This is a genomic window from Desulfovibrio sp. GTC20076 (assembly GCF_055385905.1).
In genome coordinates, this window is sequence record NZ_AP039366.1 from 2,587,065 (window position 1) to 2,611,111 (window position 24,047).

20 protein-coding genes are annotated in these 24,047 nt (G+C 58.5%); 17 read left to right on the forward strand and 3 right to left on the reverse strand.

Annotated features, from left to right (window positions below; all coding sequences use genetic code 11):
• Positions 1-92 precede the first annotated feature (92 nt).
• Positions 93-1,580: an amino acid permease gene (locus ACZ495_RS11405; RefSeq protein ID WP_012623698.1), complete on the forward strand. Its 1,488-nt coding sequence runs from the start codon at positions 93-95 to the stop codon at positions 1,578-1,580.
• A 3-nt stretch (positions 1,581-1,583) separates the two neighbouring features.
• Positions 1,584-2,990 (forward strand): glutamate decarboxylase, encoded by a 1,407-nt coding sequence (locus ACZ495_RS11410; protein ID WP_464262289.1) that lies wholly within the window; start codon positions 1,584-1,586, stop codon positions 2,988-2,990.
• Between the two features lie 89 nt (positions 2,991-3,079).
• On the opposite strand, the gene ACZ495_RS11415 is transcribed toward ACZ495_RS11410, so the two are convergent.
• Positions 3,080-6,631: an FAD-binding and (Fe-S)-binding domain-containing protein gene (locus ACZ495_RS11415; protein WP_072311938.1), complete on the reverse strand. Its 3,552-nt coding sequence runs from the start codon at positions 6,629-6,631 to the stop codon at positions 3,080-3,082.
• A gap of 525 nt (positions 6,632-7,156) precedes the next feature.
• On the opposite strand from ACZ495_RS11415, the gene ACZ495_RS11420 reads away from it, so the two are divergent.
• The gene (locus tag ACZ495_RS11420) at positions 7,157-8,062 is read left to right on the forward strand and encodes a hypothetical protein (RefSeq protein ID WP_012623695.1); all 906 of its coding nucleotides are present in this window, start codon (positions 7,157-7,159) and stop codon (positions 8,060-8,062) included.
• A 511-nt stretch (positions 8,063-8,573) separates the two neighbouring features.
• Here the strand turns inward: ACZ495_RS11420 and ACZ495_RS11425 are convergent.
• A complete protein-coding gene (locus ACZ495_RS11425; RefSeq protein ID WP_012623694.1) occupies positions 8,574-8,951 on the reverse strand; it encodes a hypothetical protein in 378 nt (125 codons plus the stop codon).
• A 520-nt stretch (positions 8,952-9,471) separates the two neighbouring features.
• A complete protein-coding gene (locus tag ACZ495_RS11430) occupies positions 9,472-10,002 on the reverse strand; it encodes a DciA family protein (protein WP_464262290.1) in 531 nt (176 codons plus the stop codon).
• A 143-nt stretch (positions 10,003-10,145) separates the two neighbouring features.
• Here ACZ495_RS11430 and ACZ495_RS11435 point away from each other — a divergent pair, with 143 nt between their 5' ends.
• From ACZ495_RS11435 to ACZ495_RS11500, 14 genes are all read left to right on the forward strand, one after another.
• The gene (locus ACZ495_RS11435) at positions 10,146-11,069 is read left to right on the forward strand and encodes an ArsR/SmtB family transcription factor (RefSeq protein WP_072311941.1); all 924 of its coding nucleotides are present in this window, start codon (positions 10,146-10,148) and stop codon (positions 11,067-11,069) included.
• Positions 11,070-11,171: 102 nt separating this feature from the next.
• Positions 11,172-12,593, forward strand: coding sequence for an adenosylhomocysteinase (gene ahcY / locus ACZ495_RS11440; protein WP_012623691.1), 1,422 nt, complete (start codon positions 11,172-11,174; stop codon positions 12,591-12,593).
• 826 nt (positions 12,594-13,419) lie between these two features.
• The gene (locus ACZ495_RS11445) at positions 13,420-15,165 is read left to right on the forward strand and encodes a HAMP domain-containing methyl-accepting chemotaxis protein (RefSeq protein WP_012623690.1); all 1,746 of its coding nucleotides are present in this window, start codon (positions 13,420-13,422) and stop codon (positions 15,163-15,165) included.
• A 242-nt stretch (positions 15,166-15,407) separates the two neighbouring features.
• On the forward strand, positions 15,408-15,878 hold the full coding sequence (rnhA, locus tag ACZ495_RS11450) for a ribonuclease HI (RefSeq protein WP_012623689.1): 471 nt from the start codon (positions 15,408-15,410) through the stop codon (positions 15,876-15,878).
• A gap of 70 nt (positions 15,879-15,948) precedes the next feature.
• Positions 15,949-16,938 (forward strand): hypothetical protein, encoded by a 990-nt coding sequence (locus ACZ495_RS11455; RefSeq protein WP_296983314.1) that lies wholly within the window; start codon positions 15,949-15,951, stop codon positions 16,936-16,938.
• 38 nt (positions 16,939-16,976) lie between these two features.
• The gene (locus ACZ495_RS11460; protein WP_232088776.1) at positions 16,977-17,429 is read left to right on the forward strand and encodes a C-GCAxxG-C-C family protein; all 453 of its coding nucleotides are present in this window, start codon (positions 16,977-16,979) and stop codon (positions 17,427-17,429) included.
• A gap of 23 nt (positions 17,430-17,452) precedes the next feature.
• Positions 17,453-17,758, forward strand: a complete 306-nt coding sequence (locus ACZ495_RS11465) for a ubiquitin family protein (protein ID WP_012623686.1) — start codon at positions 17,453-17,455, stop codon at positions 17,756-17,758.
• A 65-nt stretch (positions 17,759-17,823) separates the two neighbouring features.
• Positions 17,824-18,498 (forward strand): site-2 protease family protein, encoded by a 675-nt coding sequence (locus ACZ495_RS11470; RefSeq protein ID WP_012623685.1) that lies wholly within the window; start codon positions 17,824-17,826, stop codon positions 18,496-18,498.
• A gap of 19 nt (positions 18,499-18,517) precedes the next feature.
• On the forward strand, positions 18,518-19,507 hold the full coding sequence (gene trpS / locus ACZ495_RS11475) for a tryptophan--tRNA ligase (protein WP_012623684.1): 990 nt from the start codon (positions 18,518-18,520) through the stop codon (positions 19,505-19,507).
• Positions 19,508-19,945 carry a Holliday junction resolvase RuvX gene (gene ruvX, locus ACZ495_RS11480; RefSeq protein WP_296983318.1) on the forward strand — a complete coding sequence of 146 codons (438 nt, stop codon included), beginning with the start codon at positions 19,508-19,510 and terminating at the stop codon, positions 19,943-19,945.
• On the forward strand, positions 19,942-20,991 hold the full coding sequence (gene mltG, locus ACZ495_RS11485; protein ID WP_012623682.1) for an endolytic transglycosylase MltG: 1,050 nt from the start codon (positions 19,942-19,944) through the stop codon (positions 20,989-20,991). The genes ruvX and mltG overlap by 4 nt, the downstream gene beginning before the upstream one ends.
• A 9-nt stretch (positions 20,992-21,000) precedes the next feature.
• Positions 21,001-21,237 (forward strand): hypothetical protein, encoded by a 237-nt coding sequence (locus ACZ495_RS11490; protein WP_012623681.1) that lies wholly within the window; start codon positions 21,001-21,003, stop codon positions 21,235-21,237.
• Positions 21,238-21,548: 311 nt separating this feature from the next.
• Entirely contained in the window at positions 21,549-23,303 is a 1,755-nt protein-coding gene (locus ACZ495_RS11495) for a cobyrinate a,c-diamide synthase (RefSeq protein WP_464262291.1), read from the forward strand.
• A gap of 37 nt (positions 23,304-23,340) precedes the next feature.
• On the forward strand, positions 23,341-24,033 hold the full coding sequence (locus tag ACZ495_RS11500; RefSeq protein WP_296983326.1) for a precorrin-8X methylmutase: 693 nt from the start codon (positions 23,341-23,343) through the stop codon (positions 24,031-24,033).
• The last annotated feature ends 14 nt before the right edge of the window (positions 24,034-24,047 follow it).

A 24,047-nucleotide genomic window follows, 5' to 3' on the forward strand; every position in this document is an offset into this window, starting at 1 on the left:
TTACTAATCAAAACGATTCTTCATTTTACCTGAAGAACGGCGAGTCCCTGAATTCAGATTTCTTTTTTTCCTCTTGCCATTCGAGGATACGGATGCCCGAACAACCCCCAAAAAACGTCGCCATTTCAACCCTCGCCCTGATGGCGCTGGGCACAGTTGTAAGTCTGAACGCACTGCCCATGATGGCCCTTGAGGGGCTTTCGCTGGTTTTCTATATTCTTTTTGCTACAGTTGTTTTTCTTCTGCCTGCCGGCATGGTGTCTGCCGAACTGGGCAGCGCCTTTGCCGAACGCAAGGGCGGCGTCTACATATGGGTAAAAGAGGCTTTCGGCCCACGCTGGGGCTTTGTAGCCATATGGTTGCAGTGGGTGCAGACCCTGGCCTGGTACCCCACCATTCTCGGCTTTTCCGCAGCCTCTCTGGCTTATTGCCTGGGCGACCCGCACCTGTCGCAAAGCGGCGTGTACACCGGACTTGTCAGCATAGGCATTTATGCCTGCGCCACCGGCGTGGCGCTGAGCGGCACCGGCGCAGTCAACACGCTGACCAAGTACAGCGTCTTTATGGGAACTCTTGTTCCAAGCCTGTTCATCATCATTCTCGGCCTGTTCTGGATTGACCAGGGCAATGCCGTGGCCTTTCTGACGCAAAACACGCAGATAGACGGGCATATGGTGCGCGAACATGTGCATCCGCGCTTTTTTCCGCATTTCACGGGCCTTGGCAGTGTGACCTTTCTTGCGGGCATTCTGCTTATGTTTTCAGGTATTGAAGTACAGGGGGTTCAGGCTGCAAGCATGAAAAACCCGCGCCGGGATTTTCCCATTGCCATGCTGCTGGCTTCGGCTATTGCCTTTCTTATTTATCTTATGGGGTCGCTTGCCGTGGCAACGGTGCTTACACCCAAAGAAATAAGCCTCACGGCCGGGCTGATGGAGGCCTTTTCCCTGATGCTGCACAAGTTTGATCTGGATTTTCTTGTGCCGCTGATCGCCCTGCTTATCACCTTCGGCGGCGTGGGGAATGTGATGGCCTGGGTTTCCGGCCCAAGCAAAGGTATGCTGCAGACTGCCCGCGACGGCGAAGCACCGCCGTTTTTCGGCAAGGTGAACAAGGCCGGTGCGCCCGTGGCCCTGCTTGCCATACAGGGCGTTATCGTTCTTGCCCTGAGTTCCATCTACTTTCTGGTAAAAAATGTCAGTATCGCCTTTTTCATTCTGACAACGCTTACGGCCAGCATCTATCTGGCCATGTATCTGCTCATGTTCGGCGCGGCCATACGCCTTCGCATCACCCGACCCGATCTTCCGCGAACATACAGCGTGCCCGGCGGTCTTGTGGGCATGTTTCTGATCGGCGGCACGGGTCTGCTGGGCGTGGCCTTTGCCTTTACGGCGGGATTTTTCCCGCCGCACAACCTGCCTGTGGGCAATCCTGCCCTGTATGTAGCCCTTGTGGCGGGCGGTCTGTCGATCTTTATTGCCATTCCGCTCATCATCCAGGCCTTCAAAAAGCCTCAATGGAAGCGCACAACAAGTGCGGAAAACAATTTTTCAATTAACGGCAACAATGGAGATTAAAGCATGACTGCGAAAAACACCTTGCGCAATACGGTACTTGATGACACCTATGCCGCGGCGGATATGGCAAATGCCATGCCGCGCCATGAGATGCCCCAACAGGAAAGCCGCCCCCGCGACGTATACCAGGCCATTCATGATGAGCTTATGCTGGACGGCAATTCTCGCCAGAACCTGGCGACGTTCTGCCAGACCTGGGTAGACCCCGAGATCAACCAGATCATGGCCGAGTGCGTTGACAAAAACATGATCGACAAGGACGAATACCCGCAGACTGCCGAAACAGAAACACGCTGCGTGCACATGCTGGCCGACCTGTGGCATTCGCCGGACCCCAAGGGAACCCTGGGCTGCTCCACCACCGGTTCCAGCGAAGCCGCCATGCTTGGCGGGCTTGCCATGAAGCGCCGCTGGGTCAACATGCGCAAGGCCGCCGGAAAGCCCTATGACAAACCCAACATGGTGTGCGGCCCCGTGCAGGTCTGCTGGGAAAAATTCGCCCGCTACTGGGACGTGGAACTGCGCGAAATTCCTATGGAAAAAGACCGCCTGATCATGACCGCCGAAGAGGTCATCAAGCGTTGCGATGAAAATACCATCGGCGTTGTGCCCACCCTTGGCGTGACCTTTACCGGCCAGTATGAGCCGGTGGAAGAAGTAAGCAAAGCCCTCGACAAACTGCAGAAGGACAAGGGCTGGGACATTCCCATTCATGTGGACGGCGCCAGCGGCGGCTTTCTTGCCCCGTTCATCGAGCCGGACCTGCTCTGGGATTTCCGCCTGCCCCGCGTCAAGTCCATCAACTCTTCCGGTCACAAATTCGGCCTTGCCCCGCTTGGCGTGGGCTGGGTAGTGTGGCGCGAAAAAAGCGACCTGCCCGAAGACCTGATTTTCAATGTGAACTACCTGGGCGGCAACATGCCCACCTTTGCGCTCAACTTCTCCCGCCCCGGCGGCCAGATCATCGCCCAGTACTACAACTTCCTGCGTCTGGGACGCGAAGGCTACCGCCGCATTCACCAGAACTGCTACGATACGGCCCGCTTCCTGGGCGACGAAATCGCCAAGCTCGGTCCCTTTGAAGTGCTGTACAACGGGCGCGGCGGCATCCCGGCCCTGTGCTGGACCTTCAAGGCCAATGCCAAGACCAGCTACAGCCTCTATGACCTCTCGGACCGTCTGCGCTCGCGCGGCTGGCAGGTGCCTGCCTACTCCATGCCCGCTCACCGCGAAGACCTCGTGGTCATGCGCGTACTGGTACGCCACGGCTTCAGCCGTGACCTCGGCTCCCTGCTTGTCGATGACCTCAAGCGGGCCATGGCCCACTTTGATGCACACCCCGTCAGCAAACCCCTGAGCGAAACCGAAGCCGGCAGCAACAGCCACGCCGGACGCGCTGCAAAAAAATAACCTCCTGCGCACAATGATAAGGGCCGCCCCCGTGCTTACGGGGGCGGCCCTTCAGTATTGGCAAAACCGCAATGCGCTTTGCGCAACGTCTATTTCAGGTCAATTACACGCACATCTCCGCGAGTTTCATTAACTTTTTTGCGGAAGCTCTGCCGGCGGTCTTCACCGTCAATCTGCCCTGCCAGCCACTCAGCCACATGCAGGACAGAATGCTTGTCGTGCATGTTGATGAGGCAGCGCGCGATACCGATCTTGCAGGACGGGCAGCCCACCACCACGGGGCCGTCATAGTTTTCGCCCATGGCGTCCTCAAGCCGTTGCTGCTTCCGCGTCCGCAAAAGATTGTATATCTGGGGCGAGGTCATGGCGCCCATGCCGGATTCACCGCAGCAGCCGGGGCTGAGAACCACATCCGCCCCGCTGAATTCGCCAAGGGCGCGCACAACCTGCCGTTGCCCCTTGACCTTGTGCACATCAGCCCACTCACAATGGCAGGCCCCGTGGTACACGAGCCTTGAGCCTTCGGCCACAGGGGCACGCAGGTCTTCGCGGGAAAGCAGTGGCATGGTGAGCTGGACCACGTCACGCATGACCAGATCGGGAAACTGAGCCTGTATGTTCAGTCGCTCCAGCCCGTCGCGGCAGGAGCCGCAGGCCGTAACCAGGTATTTGCAGTCAAAACCCTGCTTGACGAGGCTGCGCAGCATGGAGGCAAGGTATTGCCTGTTCTGGGCCATATTGTCTTCAAAAGCCGTATCCATACCGGCCGCAAGCAGCGGGAACCCGCAGCACATGTGCCTGGGCGGCACAGCCACGGCAAAACCCGCCTTGAGCAGCAACATGATGGAAGAAGTGCCGATGCGGTCATAAAAGAGCGCGCCGCCGCAGCCCGGAAAATACAGCGCAAGGGGCATGCCCGGTGCAGGCTCGGCCGGGGTAAACACAGCACCCCTGTGCAGCTTGAGGGATTCGTACAGGTTGGTATAGCCCATCTTGGGGCCTCGCCCGGAAAAAAGCGGGCTTTGCATGCGGCGCTTCCACACAGCGGGGACGAAGCCCAGAAACTTGTTCTGCATTTTCTGGCCCAGCGAGGCCACCTTGGCCGCCTTGGGCGCGCGGTGGGCAATATCGCGCACAAGCCATTCCAGAGCGCGCCCCTTGATGGGATGCCCGCTGGCGCCTTCGTGCTCCAGCAGGGCGCGCAGGGTAAGCGCCACCTCGCCAGAGGGAATCTTGACCGGGCAGTTGGCCATGCAGCGGCCACAGGCCGTGCAGTGCTCCACAAGGTCGCGCATCCACTTGAGCAGACGGTCATCAATACGACCCTTGTTAACCTGGCTGTAATAAACGGCCTCAAGCAGCATGCCCATCACCATATTCTTGTTGCGCGGGTGATACTGCATGGAGCGCTCGGGATAGCACATGGAGCATACCTGCTTGCACTTGCCGCAGCGCGTACACACCTGGATGGAGGTGAGCAGGTGGATGAGCTTGTCCTTATCCGGCAGGCCGCTCTCGCGGATATCGCGGATAAGGCGGTTGAATGAAAACGTGAAGGGGCGCACGGGCAGGTCGCGATAGACGAGCTTGGCGGGGTTCATGACGTCGCGCGGGTCCACACGTTCCTTGAACGCGCGCAGGGCGTCCATTTTTTCCTTGCTGAAAAAGGCTATTTTGGTAATGCCAATGCCGTGCTCGCCCGAAACCTCGCCACCCATTTCCTGGCATTCAGCCATGACGCGGGCCGCCACCTCTTCGGCTTCTTCCAGCATCTGGGCATCGTTGGAATTCACAGGAATATTCACATGGCAGTTGCCGTCGCCAGCGTGCATATGGCTGGCGACCACAATGCGGCTGGCTTCCATATAGTCGCGTATCTTGCTGATTTTTTTTGCAAGGTGCGAATATTTTTCTTTCAGGACTTCAAGAAACGCCTCGGCCCGCTCGGCCATTTCCACATCCGAAACATCCGCGGCGGCAACATCGCCGGAAGCGGCCTTGGACGCCTGCGAAAACTCCCGGTTGAAGTCCTTGTCTTCCATAGGAAAGCCGGGCAGGCGCCCCACTTCCTGCAGGGCATGGCGGTAGGATGCGGCTGTGCATTCCAGGTTTATCTGCTCAAGAAAAAGCGCAAAATCTGGTATGCGGTCCATGGGAATGACCACGTCTTCATTGAGCTTGAAGCCGGAGGTACGCTTGGCGATGGCTGAAAGCTTGTGGCGATCTTCCCAGAAGCGCTCGCCTTCCTTGTCATCAGCAGCCACGATGATATCCACGTTTTCCTGCTGCTCGACCACGCTTACGATGTCGCCCACACAGGTATCCAGCAGATAGGGGTCATCGCCGTCCACCTGAAGGATGATGACGGAAATGGGCGCACCGTCGTACTTTTCGGACTTGCGCTTGTATTCGATGGCCTGCACGTACTTGGCGTTGAATTCTTCCATAGCCGAAAGATGGGCGTAATCGCCCTCTTCGCGGATACGGTTGCGCAGGGCCACCAGTTCGCGCACCACCACGGCGGCCGGATGCATTGAACGGCCGAAAAATTCCAGCACCATCACCCGCTTGTGACGGGGTTTGGGATGAACAATGAAACCGGCTTCGGTGATGATGCCGTCCACACCTTCTTTCTGCATGCCGGGCAGACCACCGAGGGCCTTGTTGGTCACGTCCTTGCCAAGGCCCGGCAGGCGGATTTCGTCACCGCGCAGATGCACCACGTTGCGTACACCGCCGCTGACGTCCTTGACCACAAAAACAGCGGTCTCATGGGGCAGTATCTTGTGGCGGGGGTGGTTTTCGCGCTCTACGGTGATGATCTCACCCGTAGGGGTCACCATGCGCCACCACAGCAGGTTGTCCAGCGTGGTTCCGTATTCAAAGGCCATTGGGCCGCCCGCATTTTCAGAAATATTGCCGCCGATGGACGAGGCCTGCTTGGAGGCCGGGTCTACGGAAAAAAGCGCTCCTGCGGCGTCAACGGCGTTGATGACGGTCTGGGTGATGGCTCCGGCCTCACAGGTGACCGACATGTTTTCCATATCAATAGGTCCCACGCGGGTAAGGCGTGTGAGGCTCACTATAAGGGTGCGCTTGCGTGCGGGTACAGCCCCGCCGGTCATACCCGACCCCCCGCCGCGCGGGATGAGGGCAAATTTCATGTCGTTGGCAAGCTTGACAAGCTCGGCCACCTGCTCTGTTGTATCAGGCTCCACCACCAGAAGAGGCAGCTCCATGCGCAGGTCCGTGGCGTCCGTGGCGGACTCCACCAGTGCGCCCGGATTGGTCAGGATGCACTCTGCAGGCAGGATGTCGCCCAGAGCGCTGATGAGCTTTTCCCTGAACTCCATTTCGGCCTCATGGGCCGACCAGAACATGGTAATGCCTTCACCGATGGCCGTGGCATAATAATGCGCCAGAGAGACAGACTCCTTTTCGAAGCTGTCACGTACGCTGCTGCGTACGGTATCCGCATCGATAAAGGGGTTGTAAGCCATCAGAAAAAGCTCTTCTGCGATGGCAATGGCAAGGTTGCGCACAGACTCGGGCCATTCGGCAAAGTCATCAATATTGATGCGCAGAATACGATTCACTACATAGTCAGGAGAAATGGAAATATGCGGACCCTTATGGGGCATGGCGTTCTAACCTCATGAGCGCTGTTGTAATCTGTTACAATGACAGACAGCGGGTTATATGGGAAGCCCTTTTTCTACGTTCAATATGCCCGGAAGGCAAGGGGTACGAAAAATGCCGCTCTTTCACAGTCTCAGCGGAATACTCCGGCCCTGCACAGCCGCATAAAAAACCGGGGCCTGCTACCACACACCCCCTGAACAGGCGGCGAACAGCGCAGCCCAAACCGCAGGACAGCGCCAGTACCGGAAGCAATGCCTGGAGCAATGGTCGGCATGTAAAGACGGCACTCCTCCTTGTCTGCGCTGCCCGGAACCGGAGCGGAACATCAGCCGCCCACAACGGCAAGACACAAAACGGCGGCCTCATGCCACCAGTTTGCGGCAAGCACGCGCAGTTGTTCCGTCACGTTGTCGTGCTGTCACCCATATGACATAAGACCGCCTTTGACATTTGGCCATGTGTAGATATGCTTTTTCGGCCGGGGCGCACAGTTGCTCCCCGCCACACGACGGAGTGCTGCACGCATGCTTATCGAAAAGCTACAACCGCTGACAGACGTCTTTGACTGGCTGCACCATAGCTGGGAACGTGCCACCACCCAGCGGCGCGTAGCGCTTCTTATTCTCTGGGTCTACCTGCTGGCCCTGCTGGGGGTGGAACTGAACCGTCAGGCAATGCTGCCGCCCTGGCTGGCCGGCGTAACGCCCACCAGCCATTTTTACGCCATACACCTGGCCTTCACGCTCATACTGGTGCTGGAGGTCATGAGTCTTGTTTTCATCATCCCCAGCTCCCTGTCCCAGTCTATGGGCAAGCAGTTTGAAATCCTCACCCTCATCCTGCTGCGAAACGCCTTCAAGGAGCTGGCCCATCTGCCGGAACCGGTCAGTGTTGCGGGCGACATGACGCCTGTGCTCTATATCGCCATATCCGGCACAGGCGCGCTGCTGGTCTATCTTTGCCTCGGCCTGTACAAGCGCATTGCACGTCGGCACATGCATTTCATCCAGTCGCCGGACATGCGCATGCGCTATGTCATGAGCAAAAAACTGCTGGCGCTGGCCCTTTTTATCATCTTTATGGGTACGGCACTGCGCGATTTTGCCCTTTTTGTCACCACCGGTGGCGACCAGAACTTTTTTGAAACCCTGTACACCATTCTGATCTTTTCAGACATCACCATGGTGCTTATTGCCCAACGCTACATGCCCGCCTTTCATGCGGTGTTCCGCAACTCGGGCTTTGTTATCGGCACCCTGCTCATGCGCCTGGCCCTCTCCGCAGCCCCGCTGTGGAGTCCGGTCATCGGCCTTTTTGCCGCATTTTTTGTACTGGCCCTTACCTGGGTAACCAACTACTTTACACCCCCGCCACCGCCTGACGGCGCCCAGGAACAAAGCCAGCCAGCCCTGCCAGAAACCACTGACTAGGCATCCGGCGCTTGAAACAGCCTCTGGTTCATGCCTGTGACGCTTACGGAACGCGCCGGCAGCGTCTTCGTTGTCCGGCCCCAGCTTCCCGGCCCATCTCGATGACGCGCACGGCGGGAATCACCGGACGAAGCGCGGAAGCTTCCGCCAAGGAAGCCACGGCCGAAGACAGCAACGATGATTCGCCGTTAAGCAACCATTGCAAGCGGCAACTGCTCCAAAGGCAATTTGCAGGCAGTTTTAGGACAGCAGCCCTGCTGCAATCCGGGATGTCGCTGCACACCGAGAGTACGGCAATGCCCGTTTTCAGATGTTTTCAGCTACAGAGGTCATCGCCACGGAGGCATGGCAAGACGCAAGGCCGCCATTGCGCACAGGGCAGTCCACAGGACAGCAATAGGCCCGGCAGCCCGCCCCGCCTGAAAAAGTACAGCCGCAGCAAGGCAGACAACAAGAACGCAAAAGGGCGGCCTGAAAAGACCGCCCTTTACTTTATCGGGAGTTTGCCTGCTCAGGCATTGGCAGCCTTGAGCATTTCTTCCACCATTGAGAGCGTGGGCGTTGCGCCCGCCTCAAGCCCGCAAAGACCCCGTACAGCCAGCATTAGCATATCGAACTGCAAAGACATTTCGGCCATGCCGTTATGAATGATGCAATTGTCGCCGCGCACGGCAAGGCGGTACGCATGGCGGCTGCGCTCCTGACCAGAGGAACGCACGATATAATACACCTGGTCGTTGGTGTCGGTCACATAAAGCTTTTGACGGGTGAGCATGCCAAGAGCCTCGTCATACCACGAGCACTCAGAAAAAAGCCGACCACGAAAGCTGAAATCGCCGCCGTTGTCGTGCTTCAGACAAATGTCTTCCATAGATTTCTGCACGTTCATTCCATCCTCCGCGTGCTCTTGCCCGCTACTATGCGCGCCAGAGGGCTGCGCTTTATGGAAGCTAGCATTGCACACAAATGCTTGTCAATAACAGCAGCAAGTAAACAACAAAATCGCATGGACAAAAAACATATATTTCTTATATCATGCTGATATAAAAAGAAAAATATACAACATGGCTTTGTAGAACAGCCTTGCGGTTCGCCCCACAGCTTTGTGCAAGGCCTTGCCTGAACAGCACAAGCCGGATGCAACAAAAAAACAGGGCCGGGCTGCGGGCGCTGCAAAGCACAAAATCTGCACGTCCGACCGGCACGATCGGAGCCGGACAGACGAGAAACACAGCTTGCTGCAAGGGGGATAAAGAAAAAGCCGCAGCCCAAAGGCCCCGGAAGGCAGGGAAACACAGGGCATAAACATCGCCCGGCATACAGTCCGGCGTGGCTGCAACGGCGCAAGCCCTGTTGTGCGCATTGCGGTTATATCCGTATCAATCTGTTTTTACAAAATATTACAGGCATCAAACTCCGCTATGCCCTGCTTTTTCCGCAAAGCGCGCGTAGGCTCGGGCCACCGGAGAGGCCGGGTCCATACGCCCGAGAAAAGCACCGTTGGCGTGCACAGGTTCGTGCATGTGCCGCCGGGGAGCACGCCAGCCCTGCTCTTCTTCGGGCAGGGGCTTACGTGCCGTCACATCCAGACCGACTTTACCCATAAGCAAAGAAACCTTTACGCCGCCGAAAAAAGGCTCTTCCATAAAGGCATTGGCCCGCTCCAGCAGTTCGCCGCTCATGAGGTGCAGCTCCTGAGCCAGCATGGCATCCTCCGCCCCGATGAGCAGCAAATCCCTGTGGTGGCCCAAGGGGCGCGCCAGCATACCAAGATCCGGCCCCATCACCATACTCCAGTTTTCCCAGAGGTGGGCAAGACGGTGGCGGGCTTGCGCCTGCCCCGGCTCCACGCCAAGCCCGGCCAAGACCGACGCAAGCACCTCACCTGCGGCTATCGGCTCGGCATTTTTGTCTTTTTTGCGAAAAACTCTGGGGTACATAGGCAAAAAATCACTGTAATATATTTGATTATTTATAGAAAATACATTCAACAACATCCGCACAGGCTCTATGGCCATTGTTGACTATATGCGGATAACTTGATACTTGTATCAGCATAAATTGATTTACTACGGAAAAACATATGGCACTTCTTTACTTCAAGGCACTTTCTGATGAAACACGGCTCCGCCTTGTGCACATCTTGCTGCATTACGAGCTATCGGTCAACGAACTGGTGCGCATCCTTGATATGGGCCAGTCGCGCGTATCCCGCCACCTGAAAATCCTCACCGAGGCCGGGCTGCTCACCTCGCGGCGCGACGGCCTCTGGGTTTTTTATGCGGTTCCCCGCTCGGGCGAAGAAAGGGAGTTCCTGCGCGCGGCCATGCCTTTTGTGCAGGCCGATGCAGCCATGCGTGCAGACCTGAACATGGCCGCCCAGATGCTGGAAGAACGCGCCCTGAAGACCCGGCAGTTTTTCAATGCCATTGCCGAAGACTGGGACGAGCTGAACCGCGAGGTTCTGGGCACATTTGACCTGCCCGACGCCGTGTGCGCGGCCATCCCCGAGAACTGCGGCATGGCCGTGGACCTCGGGTGCGGCACGGGCGCGGTGCTGGCCCGCATGCTGCCGCTGGCGCGCGGCGTCATCGGTGTGGACGGCTCGGCCCGCATGCTCGAAATCTGCCGCCGCCGCTTTACGCCCGAGGACCTCTCGGCGGACAGGGTTTCCCTGCGTATCGGCGAGTTGAGCCACCTGCCCCTGCGCGACCACGAGGCTGACTTTGCCTGTATCAACCTTGTGCTGCACCATCTTTCAGAACCCATTGAGGGCCTGCGCGAGATACACCGCATCATGGCTCCGGGCGGCCGTCTTTTTGTGGCGGACTTTCTGCGCCATACTGATGAAACCATGCGCAACCGTTATGGCGACCGCTGGCTCGGCTTTGAAGAAGGCGGTCTGGCCGCTGACCTTGATGCCGTGGGCTTTCGCACGGTTTCCTGTGCAAAACAGCCGGTGGGCCGTGGGCTGACACTGTTCCTGCTTACCGCCGAGGCCCGCTGAACGCCGCAAGGCCGCGGGGTTTTCCGGGCAGCAGAAGCGCGCCCGGCGCACATCCGGACACAATGCAAACAAACATACCATGTCAAAGGATAGGAGAAACACATGACCAAAGCTCTTGATCTGAGCCTGGCGCACAAAGTTGCGGATATGGCCCTGGCCGACTTCGGCAAAAAAGAAATGCAGCTTTCCGAGCGGGAAGTGCCCGGTCTTATGGAGTGCATCAAAAAATACGGCTCCAGCCAGCCTCTCAAGGGGCTCAAGATTACCGGCTCGCTGCACATGACCATCCAGACGGCCATGCTTATTCAGACCCTGCACGCCCTGGGCGCGGATCTTCGCTGGGCTTCATGCAATATCTTTTCCACTCAGGACCACGCCGCCGCCGCCATTGCCGACCTGGGCATGGCGAAGGTTTTTGCCTGGAAAGGCGAAACCCTTGAAGATTACTGGTGGTGCACCGAAATGGCCCTTACCTGGCCCGACGGCTCCGGTCCCGACCTTATCGTGGACGACGGCGGCGATGCCACCCTGCTCATCCACAAGGGTGTGGAAGCTGAAAACAATCCCGCCATCCTTGACGAAAAGACCGATAACAAGGAACTTCAGTGCATCCTTGACCGCCTCAAACTGCGCCTTAAGGAAGACCCGCAGCACTGGCACAAGGTTGCCGCCGGCATGAAGGGCGTGTCGGAAGAAACCACCACTGGCGTACACCGCCTTTACCAGCTTGAGGCCGCGGGCAAACTGCTTTTCCCGGCCATCAACGTCAACGATGCGGTGACCAAGTCCAAATTCGACAACCTGTACGGCTGCCGCGAATCGCTGGCAGACGGCATCAAGCGTGCCACTGACGTCATGATCGCCGGCAAGGTGGTTGTGGTGATCGGCTACGGTGACGTGGGCAAAGGCTGCGCCCAGTCCATGCGCGGCCTCGGCGCGCGCGTTCTGGTGACCGAGATCGACCCCATCTGCGCACTTCAGGCCGCCATGGAAGGCTACGAAGTCACCACGGTTGAAGACGCCCTGCCCTACGGTGACATTTATGTGACCTGCACGGGCAACTATCATGTCATCAGCGGCAAACATATGGAAGGCATGAAAGACGAAGCCATCGTGTGCAATATCGGCCACTTCGATAACGAAATCGAAATGACCTATCTGGAAAACACGCCCGGCATCACCTGCCTGAACATCAAGCCGCAGGTGGACAAGTGGACCCTCAAGTCCGGCCGCAGCATCATTGTGCTGGCCGAAGGCCGCCTGGTAAACCTTGGCTGCGCCACAGGCCACGCCAGCTTTGTCATGTCCAACAGCTTTACCAACCAGACACTGGCCCAGATCAAGCTGGCCACTGAAAAGCTGGAAAACAAGGTCTACACCCTGCCCAAGGAGCTGGACGAAGAAGTGGCCCGTCTGCATCTTGGCCGCCTCGGCGCAAAACTGACCAAACTTTCCAGGGAACAGGCCGACTATATCGGCGTTAACGTGGACGGTCCCTACAAGTCGGACCACTACCGCTACTAGAACATACCCACTCTGAAATGCCTGCCTGACGGCGAGACACTTCTGCTGTCTGCGTCCGCACCCTGATGCACCGTAACGGCGGGATCAGGTCCGTCTTGCAAGCATGGCACTGCTGCCTGTTTTCCTGGCCGTACTGCGGTCAGGAAACATGCCCGCAAGCCGGAGTGCCTGAAAAAATCGCCATGGCGGGGAGCATACCTACCCACTGGCGAACGCACGGGGCGGCCCGCCCGCCGCGCCCCTGTACACAATGGCCGGAGTGTATCTCCGGCCATTTTTATTTTCCGCCCGCCTCTCTCCGCTCCCGCCCCTTTATCAGCACGCCGCATTTTTCATTCCCGGACAGTTTCCGGAAACGGATGACACAGCAGCGCATGGTTAATGACGGCAACATGAACCCATTTTGAAAAAAATATCACTGCGATGTTGTATCTATCCGTACAGGCAGAACGAGACATACATCTTCGGAAATTTTTTTTCAGACAAAAAACATACTTGTACTGTTATTTTAAATAATTTTATATTTATATAGCTGATTCATAAGAAATAATACTTTTATAAATATATTATATTATTCTATTGCAGTAAAAAATGTTTTTTGAAAACAATTTTTATATTGCTATAGCCCATAAGTCGATATTACTTATGCCGATAATACACAAAGATGATAAAAAGCAGCACGCAAAAGATACTGCGAGCATCGTCAATATAATAAAATATCGGCATATAAAAAAGAATATTGCATGGGAAAATAAAATTATACTATTCTTTTTTATACAAAACATAAAACAAAAACAGCCAATCGTCACATTACTTGGGGGAATAAATGAAGCTCGGAGTAAAACTTTCTCTGATGTCTGCTTTTCTACTGCTGCTCACTGCAATTCTTGGTACGTTCAGTCTCATGCAGATGTCAAAAATCAATGACGGTTCAACAGAGCTGAGCTACGAATGGCTGCCATCAACACGTTGTGCCATGGATTTCAATATCATCGCCTCTGATTACCGGCTGGCCGAAGCCCTGTTCATCACAACACCCCCCACGGATGAATACCGGCAGGTATACAAAACCCGCATGGAAAGCACCCAGAAAAGCCTTTCTGCGGTTGCCGCACGGTACATGCCCCTTATCGGCTCAGCGCAGGAGCGCCAGGCATATGAAACCTTTGCGCGGCAATGGAAGGAATATTCGGACCTCAGCGGCCGCATCATGCAACTGGCCGACAGCGGCAATCTGGATCAGGCCCTGCAGCTTTTCCGTGTACAGTCCCGCACGCTTTATGAGCAGGGGCGTGAATCCCTTGCGACACTGGTGCGCATCAATACCGAAGGCGGCAATGCGGCCAGCAAGGAATGTGATGACCTGTACGCCACGTCAAAAAAACTGATTATTATCCTGCTTGCGGCCGCACTTATCGCCGGCACGCTTACCGTGGTCTTCATCATACGGAGCACACACAAACAGCTAGGCAAAGACCCGGGCGAACTTAACAGCATTGCCGACCGCGTTGTGCAGGGCGACTATAATGTGGACGATGGAAACGCCAAAGAAGGCGTATACAAGGCCATTGTAGCCATGGTCAGCGCCCTGAAGTCAAACATCGAACGGGCGCAGGAAGAATCGATCAGGGCGCAGGATGCCGCTGAAAAGGCCGGGATAGCACAGCATGCCGCTGAAGAAGCCCAGGCCAGGGCAGAAAACGCCCGCCGCGAAGGTCTGCTTGACGCCGCAGCCCAGCTTGAGGGCGTGGTCAACATCATTGCCTCCGCCTCTGAGGAGCTTTCGGCCCAGATCGAGCAGTCTTCTCACGGCGCGGCACAGCAGGCAGGCCGCATTGCAGACACGGCCACCGCAGTGGAAGAAATGAATGTCACCGTGCTTGAGGTCGCCAGAAACGCCTCGTCCGGAGCGGACCTTTCCGGCGCTACACAACAGAAAGCCCGTGAAGGCGAACAGATAACCTCCCAGTGCCAGACCGCCATCAGCGATGTGCAAAACGACACTATGGCGCTTAAAGCCGGCATGGACGAGCTTTCTGGACATGCGCAAGCCATCAACGAAATCATGACTGTCATCTCCGACATCGCGGACCAGACAAACCTGCTGGCCCTCAATGCGGCCATTGAAGCGGCCAGAGCAGGAGATGCCGGGCGCGGCTTTGCCGTGGTGGCCGATGAAGTGCGCAAACTGGCAGAAAAAACCATGGCCTCCACCCAGGATGTGGGCAGGGCCATCCGCGCCATCCAGGAAAGCTCCCGGGACGGGGTGCACCGTATGGATGCCGCGGTGGACAAGGTAAACCTGGCTACGGAATTCTCCCTGCGCAGCGGAGACGCACTGAAAGAAATCCTCGGTCTGGCCGAACAGACGGCTGACCAGGTACGCAGCATCGCCACGGCCAGCGAGCAGCAGTCTGCCTCATCTGAAGAAATCGCCCGCTCTGTGGAACACGTCAACACCATTGCCGGTGAAACCGCCCAGGCCATGGGCGAAGCCAGCAAGGCCGTTTCCGACCTGGCAGCCCAGGCCCAGGAGCTGGCGAGGATAATCGAATCTCTCAAGCGGGCCTGATTCGCCTGCCGCACTGCCCCCAAACAGCCCGGCCTTTTCCTGTACAGGAAAAGGCCGGTTTTTCGTGCTGCGGATGCCGTGCAGGCGCATTGCCCCCCGCCCCCATGCCGTGTATGCTGCGCCGTGCCGTGCCCGCGCCATAAAGCTGACACCTCCTGCTCCGCGCTACCCGCCTCACACTGTGGCGCATCCGTGCTGGGGCCGGAACGGCGTGTGCCAATTCATGATTTTCAAGGAATACAATGCAAAACGTGACCATTCACACTGACGGCTCCTGTCTCGGCAATCCCGGCCCCGGCGGCTGGGCCGCCATCCTCAGGCTGGACGAGGGCGACCACCGCAAGGAATTTTCCGGCGGGTACGCCCTGACCACCAATAACCGTATGGAAATGCTGGCCGTCATTGAGGCCCTGGCCCTGCTCAAAAGCCCCTGTACCGTGGACCTGTACACAGACTCACGCTACGTGTGCGACAGCGTGAGCAAGGGCTGGCTGTGGGGATGGGTGAAAAAAAACTGGATCAAGTCCGACAAAAAACCTGTGCTCAATGTAGACCTGTGGCAGCGCATGCTGCCCCTCCTGCGCCAGCACAAGGTAAATTTTCACTGGCTGAAAGGACACGCCGGGCATCCCGAAAACGAACGCTGTGACGTTCTGGCCCGCGCCCAGGCAAGCCGCCGTGACCTCCCCCCGGATACAGGCTATAAACCCTGACAGATAACCACCGTGTCCGGGTGCAGGCCTGCCGCCGCGCTCCGGGCATAAGCCGCAAAACCGCAATATCATGCCCGTAAGTCCTTCCGCCGCAGAAAACGCCTTTTCCCTGGCAGCCCTCTGGCATGCCCTGGGCTGGCCACTTTTACGCCTGCTCTTGGGCATGGCCGCCGGCCTGCTCATCGCCAACGTGCTGGAGGCTCTGCGCTGGACGCGCCATCTGGCACGGCTGGCGGCCCCTCTGGCACGGCTGGCCCACCTGCGCGAAGTGGCCGGAGCCGGATTTTCCCTGGCGTTTGTTTCTCCTGCGGCGGCCAACGGCCTTTTGTCCGACAGCCATAACATGGGTGAACTGTCAGACAGGGAACTTATGCTGGCGAATCTTTTCAACAGCCTACCCGCCTATATGGTGCACACCCCCACCATTTTTCTGCTTACATGGCCTGTGCTGGGTACGCCCGCCATTATCTATGTGGGGCTTACCCTGCTGGCCGCCGTGGGGCGCACGGCCTTTACCGTGGTGCTGGCCCGGCGTCTGCTCCCGCCCCCGCCGCCGGGCTGTGCGGCCTGCAAGGCCGACAACAACGAAAAAACCGACTGGGCCGCGGCCATGCACAAGGCGTGGAAGCGGTTTACCCGCCGCCTGCCCAAACTCGTCTACTTTACCGCACCCATCTACGTGCTTATGTATCTGTTGCAGCAGTTCGGATACTTCGCCCTGGCCGAACAGTGGCTTTCGCAGCATATGGCATGGCTTTCCTTCTTGAAGCCGCAGGCTATGGGCATTATTGTACTGCACCTGGCGGCGGAACTGGGCGCAGCGCTGGGCGCGGCAGGCAGCGTATTGCAGACGGGCGGCCTTTCCGCCCGCGATGTGGTGCTGGCCCTTATGGTGGGCAATATCCTTTCCACACCCATGCGTGCCATACGCCATCAGCTGCCGTCCTATTCCGGCTTTTTCCGCCCGACGCTGGCCCTGCGGCTTATCCTGGCCAACCAGGGGCTGCGGGCAGCCAGCATGACAGCTGTCACCGCGCTCTATTATTATGCCGGGGCCTGATCCCGGACTACACGGCAGTATCGCGTATGGGTATATTGATGGAACAGCACGCACATGAACACATGGAGCTTGCCGAGGCACAGGAAAACTTCGGTATGGGCATTATCTGTGCCCAGCAGGTCTTTGCCCATTTTTCCGGGCGGTTTGGCCTGCAACCCGAAGAGGCCATGCGCACAGCGGCCTGCTTCGGCTCGGGCATGGGGCAAGCCGCCACCTGCGGCTGTGTTACCGGCGCCCTCATGGTCCTTGGCCTGGCGCACGGATGTGCAGGCCCGTGCTCACGCGAGCGCAAACGGAATCTCTACTCCCGCCGCGACGCCTTCATAACGGCCTTTGCCGGTTCCCACGGCGGTCTTCTTTGCCGGGAGATACTGGGGTACGACCTTACCATACCTGAAGAGCGCACCCTTATTATGGAAAAGGATCTTTTTACCACAGTATGCGCTCCGCTGGTCTGCGCCGCCTGCGGCCTGCTGGAAGAATATCTTTAAGACTACGGGCACAAGGAGTTCCCATGACAGAAGCATCCGCAAAACCGCAAGATGAAGGCCGCCGCTACGAACGCGCCCCGGTGGAAATTCCCGCCCATTGCCAGGTCGTCAAGCCCGAACATACGGGCGCCCGCATCGTTGTGCTTTTACAGCCTGAAGAAAAACATCTCTCCCTGCCCAGACCAAAAACTTCGCGCCAGCTGCTTGCGGCGCTGGGGCTTGCGGAAGAAACCGCCCTTGTGGCCCGTGACGGCCAGCTGCTCACACCCGACAGGCGCATATGGCCCGGCGACCAGGTGCTGGTGCGCAAGGTGGCGTCTTCCGGCTAACCCGCCCAACCTTCACCGGCGCAGCCCCGCTTGCTGCGCCGCAGGGAAAATGGTACCCGCCAGCCATGTTTAATATAGATATATCCCAGGCCCTGAACACCCTGTCCATCGCGGCGGTTCCCGCCCTGCTGGGCATCATTCTGCACGAAGTGGCCCACGGCTGGGTTGCCGCCCGCTGCGGCGACCCCACAGCCCGCATGATGGGGCGGCTGACCCTCAACCCGCTGCCGCACATTGACCCTATGGGGCTTATGGTCTTCGGACTGACAAGCCTCAGCGGCTCCTTTGTTTTCGGCTGGGCCAAACCCGTGCCCGTCAATCCGCGCTATTTTCGCGATCCGGCCAAGGGCATGATGCTGGTGGCTCTGGCGGGTCCTCTGACCAACTTTATTCTGGCGGGGATTTTCGGCGTGCTGCTGCGGCTGACACTGAACTTTTTTCCGCCCATTGAGTGGCAGTACAGCAATGTCTACATCTTTGCCCTCAAATCCATGCAGGCGGGGGTCATCATCAATTTCGGCCTGGGCTGGCTTAACCTGCTGCCCATTCCACCGCTGGACGGCAGCAAGGTTGTAGCCTATTTTCTGCCATTCAATGCGGCCTTGCGCTACCTGAGCGTCGAACGCTTCGGCTTTATCATCCTGCTTGGCCTGCTGTTTACCGGCCTGCTGGGCATGGTACTGGGTCCGCTGGTGAGCGGCAGCGCCCGTGGCCTGCTGTCTCTGCTGGGCATTTTATAATTTCAAAGGACTGTTTTTCATGAGCAAAGAACTGCGCACTGTTTCCGGCATGCGGCCCACCGGCCCCCTGCACCTCGGCCATTACTTCGGCGTGCTGAAAAACTGGGTTGAACTGCAACACACAGAAGAGGCATACTTTTTTGTGGCAGACTGGCATGCCCTCACCAGCGACTACGCCGACCCGTCCAAAGTCGGCCAGAATATCCGCGAAATGGTCAAGGACTGGGTGGGCGCGGGCCTCAACCCCGAAGACTGCGTGATCTTCCGCCAGTCTGCGGTGAAGGAACATGCCGAACTTTCGCTGTTGCTCTCCATGATCACGCCCGTATCCTGGCTTGAGCGCAACCCCACCTACAAGGAACAGCAGCAGCAGATCAGCAACAAGGATCTCGGCAATGCGGGCTTTTTGTGCTATCCTGTGCTCATGGCGGCGGATATTCTCATGTACCGCCCCCACGGCGTGCCTGTGGGCGAAGACCAGTTGCCCCATATGGAGCTGACCCGCGAAATAGCCCGGCGCTTCAACTATCTTTACGGCGGCGACCTGTTGCCCGAACCCAAGGCCATGCTCACCCCGGCAGCCAAATGCCCCGGCCTTGACGGGCGCAAAATGTCGAAAAGCTACAACAACGGCATTTTCCTTTCCGACAACATGGCGGATATTCAGGAAAAAGTGCGCGGAATGTTTACCGACAAAGCCCGCCTGCGCAAGTCCGACCCCGGCAATCCCGATGTCTGTAATCTCTTTCCCTACCACGTGCTCCTGAGCAGCGCCGAAGAGCAGGCAGAGATCCGCCAGGGCTGCACCGGCGCGACCCTGGGCTGTGTGGACTGCAAAAAAATATTCCTCAGGAATCTTGAAGCATTCCTGACGCCTCTTCAGGAACGCCGCGCCGTGCTTGATGCCAACCCCGCCCGGGTGGATGAAATTCTTGCCCACGGCAATGAGCGCGCCCGCGCCTTTGCCTGCCAGACCATGAGCCTGGTACGCGAAAAAATGGGGGTGTAGTTGAAATTTGTAAGTGTGGATTACGGCCTGGCCCGCACGGGCCTGGCCGTGTCAGACCCTGACGGGCGCATGGCTTTCCCCCTGGCGACCGTGCGCCTGCAGGACTACACTGACCGCAAGCTCTTTCTCGCCGCCCTGACGGAAAAAATCATTGAAACCGGGGCGGAAGCGGTTGTGGTGGGCCTGCCCCTCACGCAGGACGGAAAAGAAAGCCTGACCACAAGGCAGGTGCGCAATGTTACCCAGCGCCTCAAGCGCCGTATCCCCCTGCCCTTTTACTATATGGTTGAAGAGCTGAGTTCTGAAGAAGCCTGGGCTGACCTGCGCGAGGCCGGGCTCAAAATGCGCAAGCGCAAGGCCGTACTTGACCAGCAGGCTGCCGTGCGCATTCTTTCGTCCTTTCTAGCCCTTGCCCCGCAAGAGCGGAGTCCCGCATGAAAACACTGCTGCGCCTGCTCGGACTGCTGTTGTTGCTGGCCCTGGCCGGTGGCGGCTGGCTTGCTTACGAGGCTCATACCTTCCTGAATACCCCGGCGCAAAGCGAGGGGCAGGATGTTTTTTTTGATGTGCCGCCCGGCGCGCGCTTTGCCCAGGTGGCGGCAGGGCTTGAGCAGAAAGGCATTATCACCGACGCCCGCAGGTTCGCCCTGCTCGCCCGCTATAAGGAATGGGACAGCCGCCTTCAGGCCGGGCGCTTTGCCCTCAATTCCGGCTGGCTGCCCGAAAAGGTGCTGGACACGCTCGTCAACGGCCAGCCAGTGCTTTTCCGCATTACTGTCCCCGAAGGACTCACCTGGTGGCAGACCGGCAAACTGCTGGAAGAAGCCGGACTTGTGCGCTTTGACGATTTCCGTCAGGTCGTCACGGACCCGGCCTTTCTGCGCCACTATGGCATCCCCTTTGCCACGGCCGAGGGTTTTCTCATGCCGGATACCTATCTGCTGAAAAAAGCTGACGAGCCGGATATGGCTCAGGCCCGCAGCGTTGCCGGGCGTATGGTGGACAATTTTTGGCGCAAGGCTGCCCCTGTGTGGCCCGATGGCAGAAAACCCGCCGTGGACCAACTGAAAACCTGGATGATCCTGGCCTCGGTGGTGGAAAAGGAAACAGGCATCGATGCCGAGCGCCCGCGTGTGGCCGGGGTGTATCAGAATCGCCTGGCCCGTAACATGATCCTTCAGGCCGACCCCACGGTCATCTACGGCCTTGGTCCCGGCTTTGACGGCAATCTGCGCCGCAATCACCTGGACGATCCCAACAACCTGTACAATACCTACCAGCGGCCGGGGCTGCCGCCCGGTCCCATATGCTCGTTCGGCATGGCGGCGCTCAAGGCGGCCATCAATCCGGAAAAACATGACTTTCTCTATTTTGTGGCCGTCACTGACGGCGGTGAACATGCGTTTTCCACCAATCTTGCGGACCATAACAAGGCCGTGCGCCAGTACCTGCAAAACAGGCGCAAAGCCCAGCAGAGCCGCTAAGGAGGCCCCGTGAAATACCTCATCGTTGAAGATTTTTCCGGCCAGCCCGTCCCCTTTGTCTTTCCCCGCCGCGTTGACCACAGCGACATGCGCGAACAACTGCCCTACGGCCAGGTGCTTTCCGCGGGCTTTCTGGAGCTTGGTCCCCAGGGCTTTATCTGCTCCGGCGGCCACGCCGAGCTGGGCCTCAAGGCCCGGCCCCGGGAGGATGCCGCCATCATCGCCGAGGCCCTGCGGCAACGGTAGGGTGATGGTGAGGCAGGGAGGCAGAAGGCTTTTCTGGGGGCAGGGGAACTTTTTGTAAAAAGTTCCCCTGCCCCCAGCCCTCCATCCCCTCAAAAACTTTTATTTTTACGCCTTTCTGGTATTTATAGGGCAAGCGTTGAACACGGCAAAGCACGGCTACTCCCTGGTTGGACAAAAATCGCAACAAGCGCCGTATACGCGTTGAAAATACGTATGCTCAACGCTGACATGTGGCAAAACATCTCGTAAAAGTGAAAAGCTGGATGCAGAAGCTGCTTCCGTCTGGAACCCCCTGATCCGCCGGAGACGTCATGCACACCGAACAGCCGCGCATTCCCGGCATCATCATCGCCGGCACTGGCAGCAATACGGGCAAGACCACGGCCACCCTGGCCCTGCTTTGCGCCCTGGCTGCCCGCGGCATTCCCGTGCGCGCCGCCAAAACCGGTCCCGACTATATAGACGCCGCTTTTCACGCCGCCATCACAGGTCTGCCCGCCGCCAATCTTGACACGTGGATGTGTCGCGAAACTCTGCCCAAAGCCGGAGAAAGCCCGCTGACTTCGAGAAAACGTCTGCCCAGGGGTCTGCGCAGCGTCTTTGCCCGCATGGCCGGGCCTGAAAACTCTCAAAAACATTCCTTCGGCACGCCCGCCCCCGCCCTTCTTGTGGTTGAAGGAGCCATGGGCCTGTATGACGGCGGACATGGCGGCGCGGGCAGCACGGCACAGCTGGCGGCCCTGCTGGACCTGCCCATTCTGCTCATATGCAGTGCGGCAGGGCTTGGGCAGTCAGTGGCGCCGCTGGTGGAAGGCTATGTCCGCCACAAGCCGCACTGGTTGTCCGTCCACGGTCCAACCCCGCGCTTTCTGGGCGTTATCTGCACACATGTGGGCAGTCCGCGCCATGCAGAAATTATTGAAGATGCCCTGAAGCCGCTGCAAAAAACAGACGGCCTGCCCCTGCTGGGGCTGTTGCCCCGCGCTGGAGCACCTGCCCTCAAGTCCCGCCATCTTGGCCTTGTGGAAGCACGGGAGGCTCTGTCCGCCCTGGATCGCCCCGCGCTGGCACACTGGTTTGAAGAAAATTGCCGCCTGGATGCCCTGCTGCGTCTGGTGGGAACAGCAGGCAGTCTGCACAATACGCCAGATGCGGCCGCTTTTTTTATGGCAAATGCGGAGAAAGGCAGCCCTGCCACAGAGGAAACAGCCTGGGGCGCGCGCTTTTTTATGCCGCGCCCGCCCGGTGGCCGGCATGTTCTTCAAAATGCTGTTGACGGTGCGGGAATGGGGCAGCACGACGCTCCCGCTGCCCCCCAAAAAACTTCCACCCCCAAACGCACCCGCCGCCCCCGTGTGGGCATGGCCTGGGATGCGGCCTTCAGTTTCTGCTATGCCGACCTGCCCCCCCTGCTCGCAGAACTGGGCGCAGAGCTTGTTTTCTTTTCACCGCTGCGCGATGCCGCGCCGCCGCCCAGCTGTTCCGCCCTGTACTTTCCCGGCGGCTACCCAGAACTGCATGCCCCGCAACTGTCAACCAACGTCCGCATGCTTGACGCCCTGCGCGCACTGGCCCGGAACGGCCTTCCCATATATGGTGAGTGCGGGGGCTACATCTACCTTATGCACTCCCTGCGGCTGAAGACGCATGACGGGGCGGACAGAGCAACAGAACATCCCATGGCCGGTCTTTTACCCATACACTGCACCCTGGGGCAGGAGCGTGCAGCCCTGGGCTACCGGGCCGCTCTGGCCCTGCCGGGCTGGCCGCAAGACCGGCCCCAGGACCGCGCCAAAACCGGGGCAGGCGCAGAATGCAGCCGCCCTGCCCCCATCTGGGTACGGGGACACGAATTTCACTATGCCCGTGAAGACGATTCCCCTTTGCCCGCACACTGCGCGCCATTGTGGAACCTGTATGACAGCAAGGGAATTTTTTTACGGCAGGAGGGCTGCCGCCACGGCTCCGTGGCCGGAACATGGCTGCACTGCTATCCTGAGGGATCCCGACGCTTCTGGCGTACATGGCTCGAAGCAGCGGTAAAAAACAATGGCAGAACGATGTAACGCCGCGAGCGCACACACGACCAACCGAGGCTTACCCATGACGTATATTCCTGCGCCGGAACATTCCGTAGAACTGGACCCGGCCTGCACCCCCCAGACCATCGAAGAGCGCTCTTTTGCCATTATTGATAAAGAAATGCCGCCCCCGCGCCTTTTTGAAGGGCTTTTGTGGCAGGTGGCGCGCCGCTGCGTGCATACACTGGGCGATACAGAAATTGTGCATGACCTGCGTCTGAGCCAGACTGCCCTTGAAGCGGGCGTAAACGCCCTGCTGGCGGGCTGCACTGTGTACACCGACACACGCATGGCTGCGGCAGGATTGCCCCTGCGGCGGCTGACACCCCTTGGCGTTACCGTTACGCCCATCATGGCCCTGCCCGGGCTTGATGCGCTTGCGCGGGCAAAAAAAACCACACGCTCCCGCGCGGGGCTGGAATCCCTCGCCGCGCAGATGCAGGGACATATCATGGTCATCGGCAACGCGCCCACAGCCCTGCTCGGCCTGCTGGACGTGCTGGAACAGGGCGCGCCGCCCCCGGCCCTTATTGTGGGCATGCCCGTAGGTTTTGTTAATGCGGCGCAGTCCAAAGAACTGCTCCGCCGCACTGCGTGGCCCCACTTTACCCTGCTGGGGCGCAAGGGCGGCTCGGCGGTGGCGGCGGCCTGCGTCAACGCCCTGGCAGATATTGCGCTGGCACGGCGCGGCCTGACGCAGGCGGCGGCACTATAACCTGCTTTGTCAAA

Excerpts from the sequence above, each read along its gene's own strand:
- ahcY (WP_012623691.1), top strand. The coding sequence starts at position 11,172 with ATGACCAAAGCTCTTGATCTGAGCCTGGCGCACAAAGTTGCGGATATG.
- ACZ495_RS11445 (WP_012623690.1), top strand. The coding sequence starts at position 13,420 with ATGAAGCTCGGAGTAAAACTTTCTCTGATGTCTGCTTTTCTACTGCTG.
- ACZ495_RS11460 (WP_232088776.1), top strand. The coding sequence starts at position 16,977 with ATGGAACAGCACGCACATGAACACATGGAGCTTGCCGAGGCACAGGAA.
- trpS (WP_012623684.1), top strand. The coding sequence starts at position 18,518 with ATGAGCAAAGAACTGCGCACTGTTTCCGGCATGCGGCCCACCGGCCCC.
- ACZ495_RS11420 (WP_012623695.1), top strand. The coding sequence starts at position 7,157 with ATGCTTATCGAAAAGCTACAACCGCTGACAGACGTCTTTGACTGGCTG.
- ACZ495_RS11495 (WP_464262291.1), top strand. The coding sequence starts at position 21,549 with ATGCACACCGAACAGCCGCGCATTCCCGGCATCATCATCGCCGGCACT.
- ACZ495_RS11455 (WP_296983314.1), top strand. The coding sequence starts at position 15,949 with ATGCCCGTAAGTCCTTCCGCCGCAGAAAACGCCTTTTCCCTGGCAGCC.
- ACZ495_RS11430 (WP_464262290.1), bottom strand. The coding sequence starts at position 10,002 with ATGTACCCCAGAGTTTTTCGCAAAAAAGACAAAAATGCCGAGCCGATA.
- ACZ495_RS11500 (WP_296983326.1), top strand. The coding sequence starts at position 23,341 with ATGACGTATATTCCTGCGCCGGAACATTCCGTAGAACTGGACCCGGCC.
- rnhA (WP_012623689.1), top strand. The coding sequence starts at position 15,408 with ATGCAAAACGTGACCATTCACACTGACGGCTCCTGTCTCGGCAATCCC.
- ACZ495_RS11465 (WP_012623686.1), top strand. The coding sequence starts at position 17,453 with ATGACAGAAGCATCCGCAAAACCGCAAGATGAAGGCCGCCGCTACGAA.
- mltG (WP_012623682.1), top strand. The coding sequence starts at position 19,942 with ATGAAAACACTGCTGCGCCTGCTCGGACTGCTGTTGTTGCTGGCCCTG.
- ACZ495_RS11405 (WP_012623698.1), top strand. The coding sequence starts at position 93 with ATGCCCGAACAACCCCCAAAAAACGTCGCCATTTCAACCCTCGCCCTG.
- ACZ495_RS11435 (WP_072311941.1), top strand. The coding sequence starts at position 10,146 with ATGGCACTTCTTTACTTCAAGGCACTTTCTGATGAAACACGGCTCCGC.
- ACZ495_RS11470 (WP_012623685.1), top strand. The coding sequence starts at position 17,824 with ATGTTTAATATAGATATATCCCAGGCCCTGAACACCCTGTCCATCGCG.
- ACZ495_RS11415 (WP_072311938.1), bottom strand. The coding sequence starts at position 6,631 with ATGCCCCATAAGGGTCCGCATATTTCCATTTCTCCTGACTATGTAGTG.
- ACZ495_RS11410 (WP_464262289.1), top strand. The coding sequence starts at position 1,584 with ATGACTGCGAAAAACACCTTGCGCAATACGGTACTTGATGACACCTAT.
- ACZ495_RS11425 (WP_012623694.1), bottom strand. The coding sequence starts at position 8,951 with ATGAACGTGCAGAAATCTATGGAAGACATTTGTCTGAAGCACGACAAC.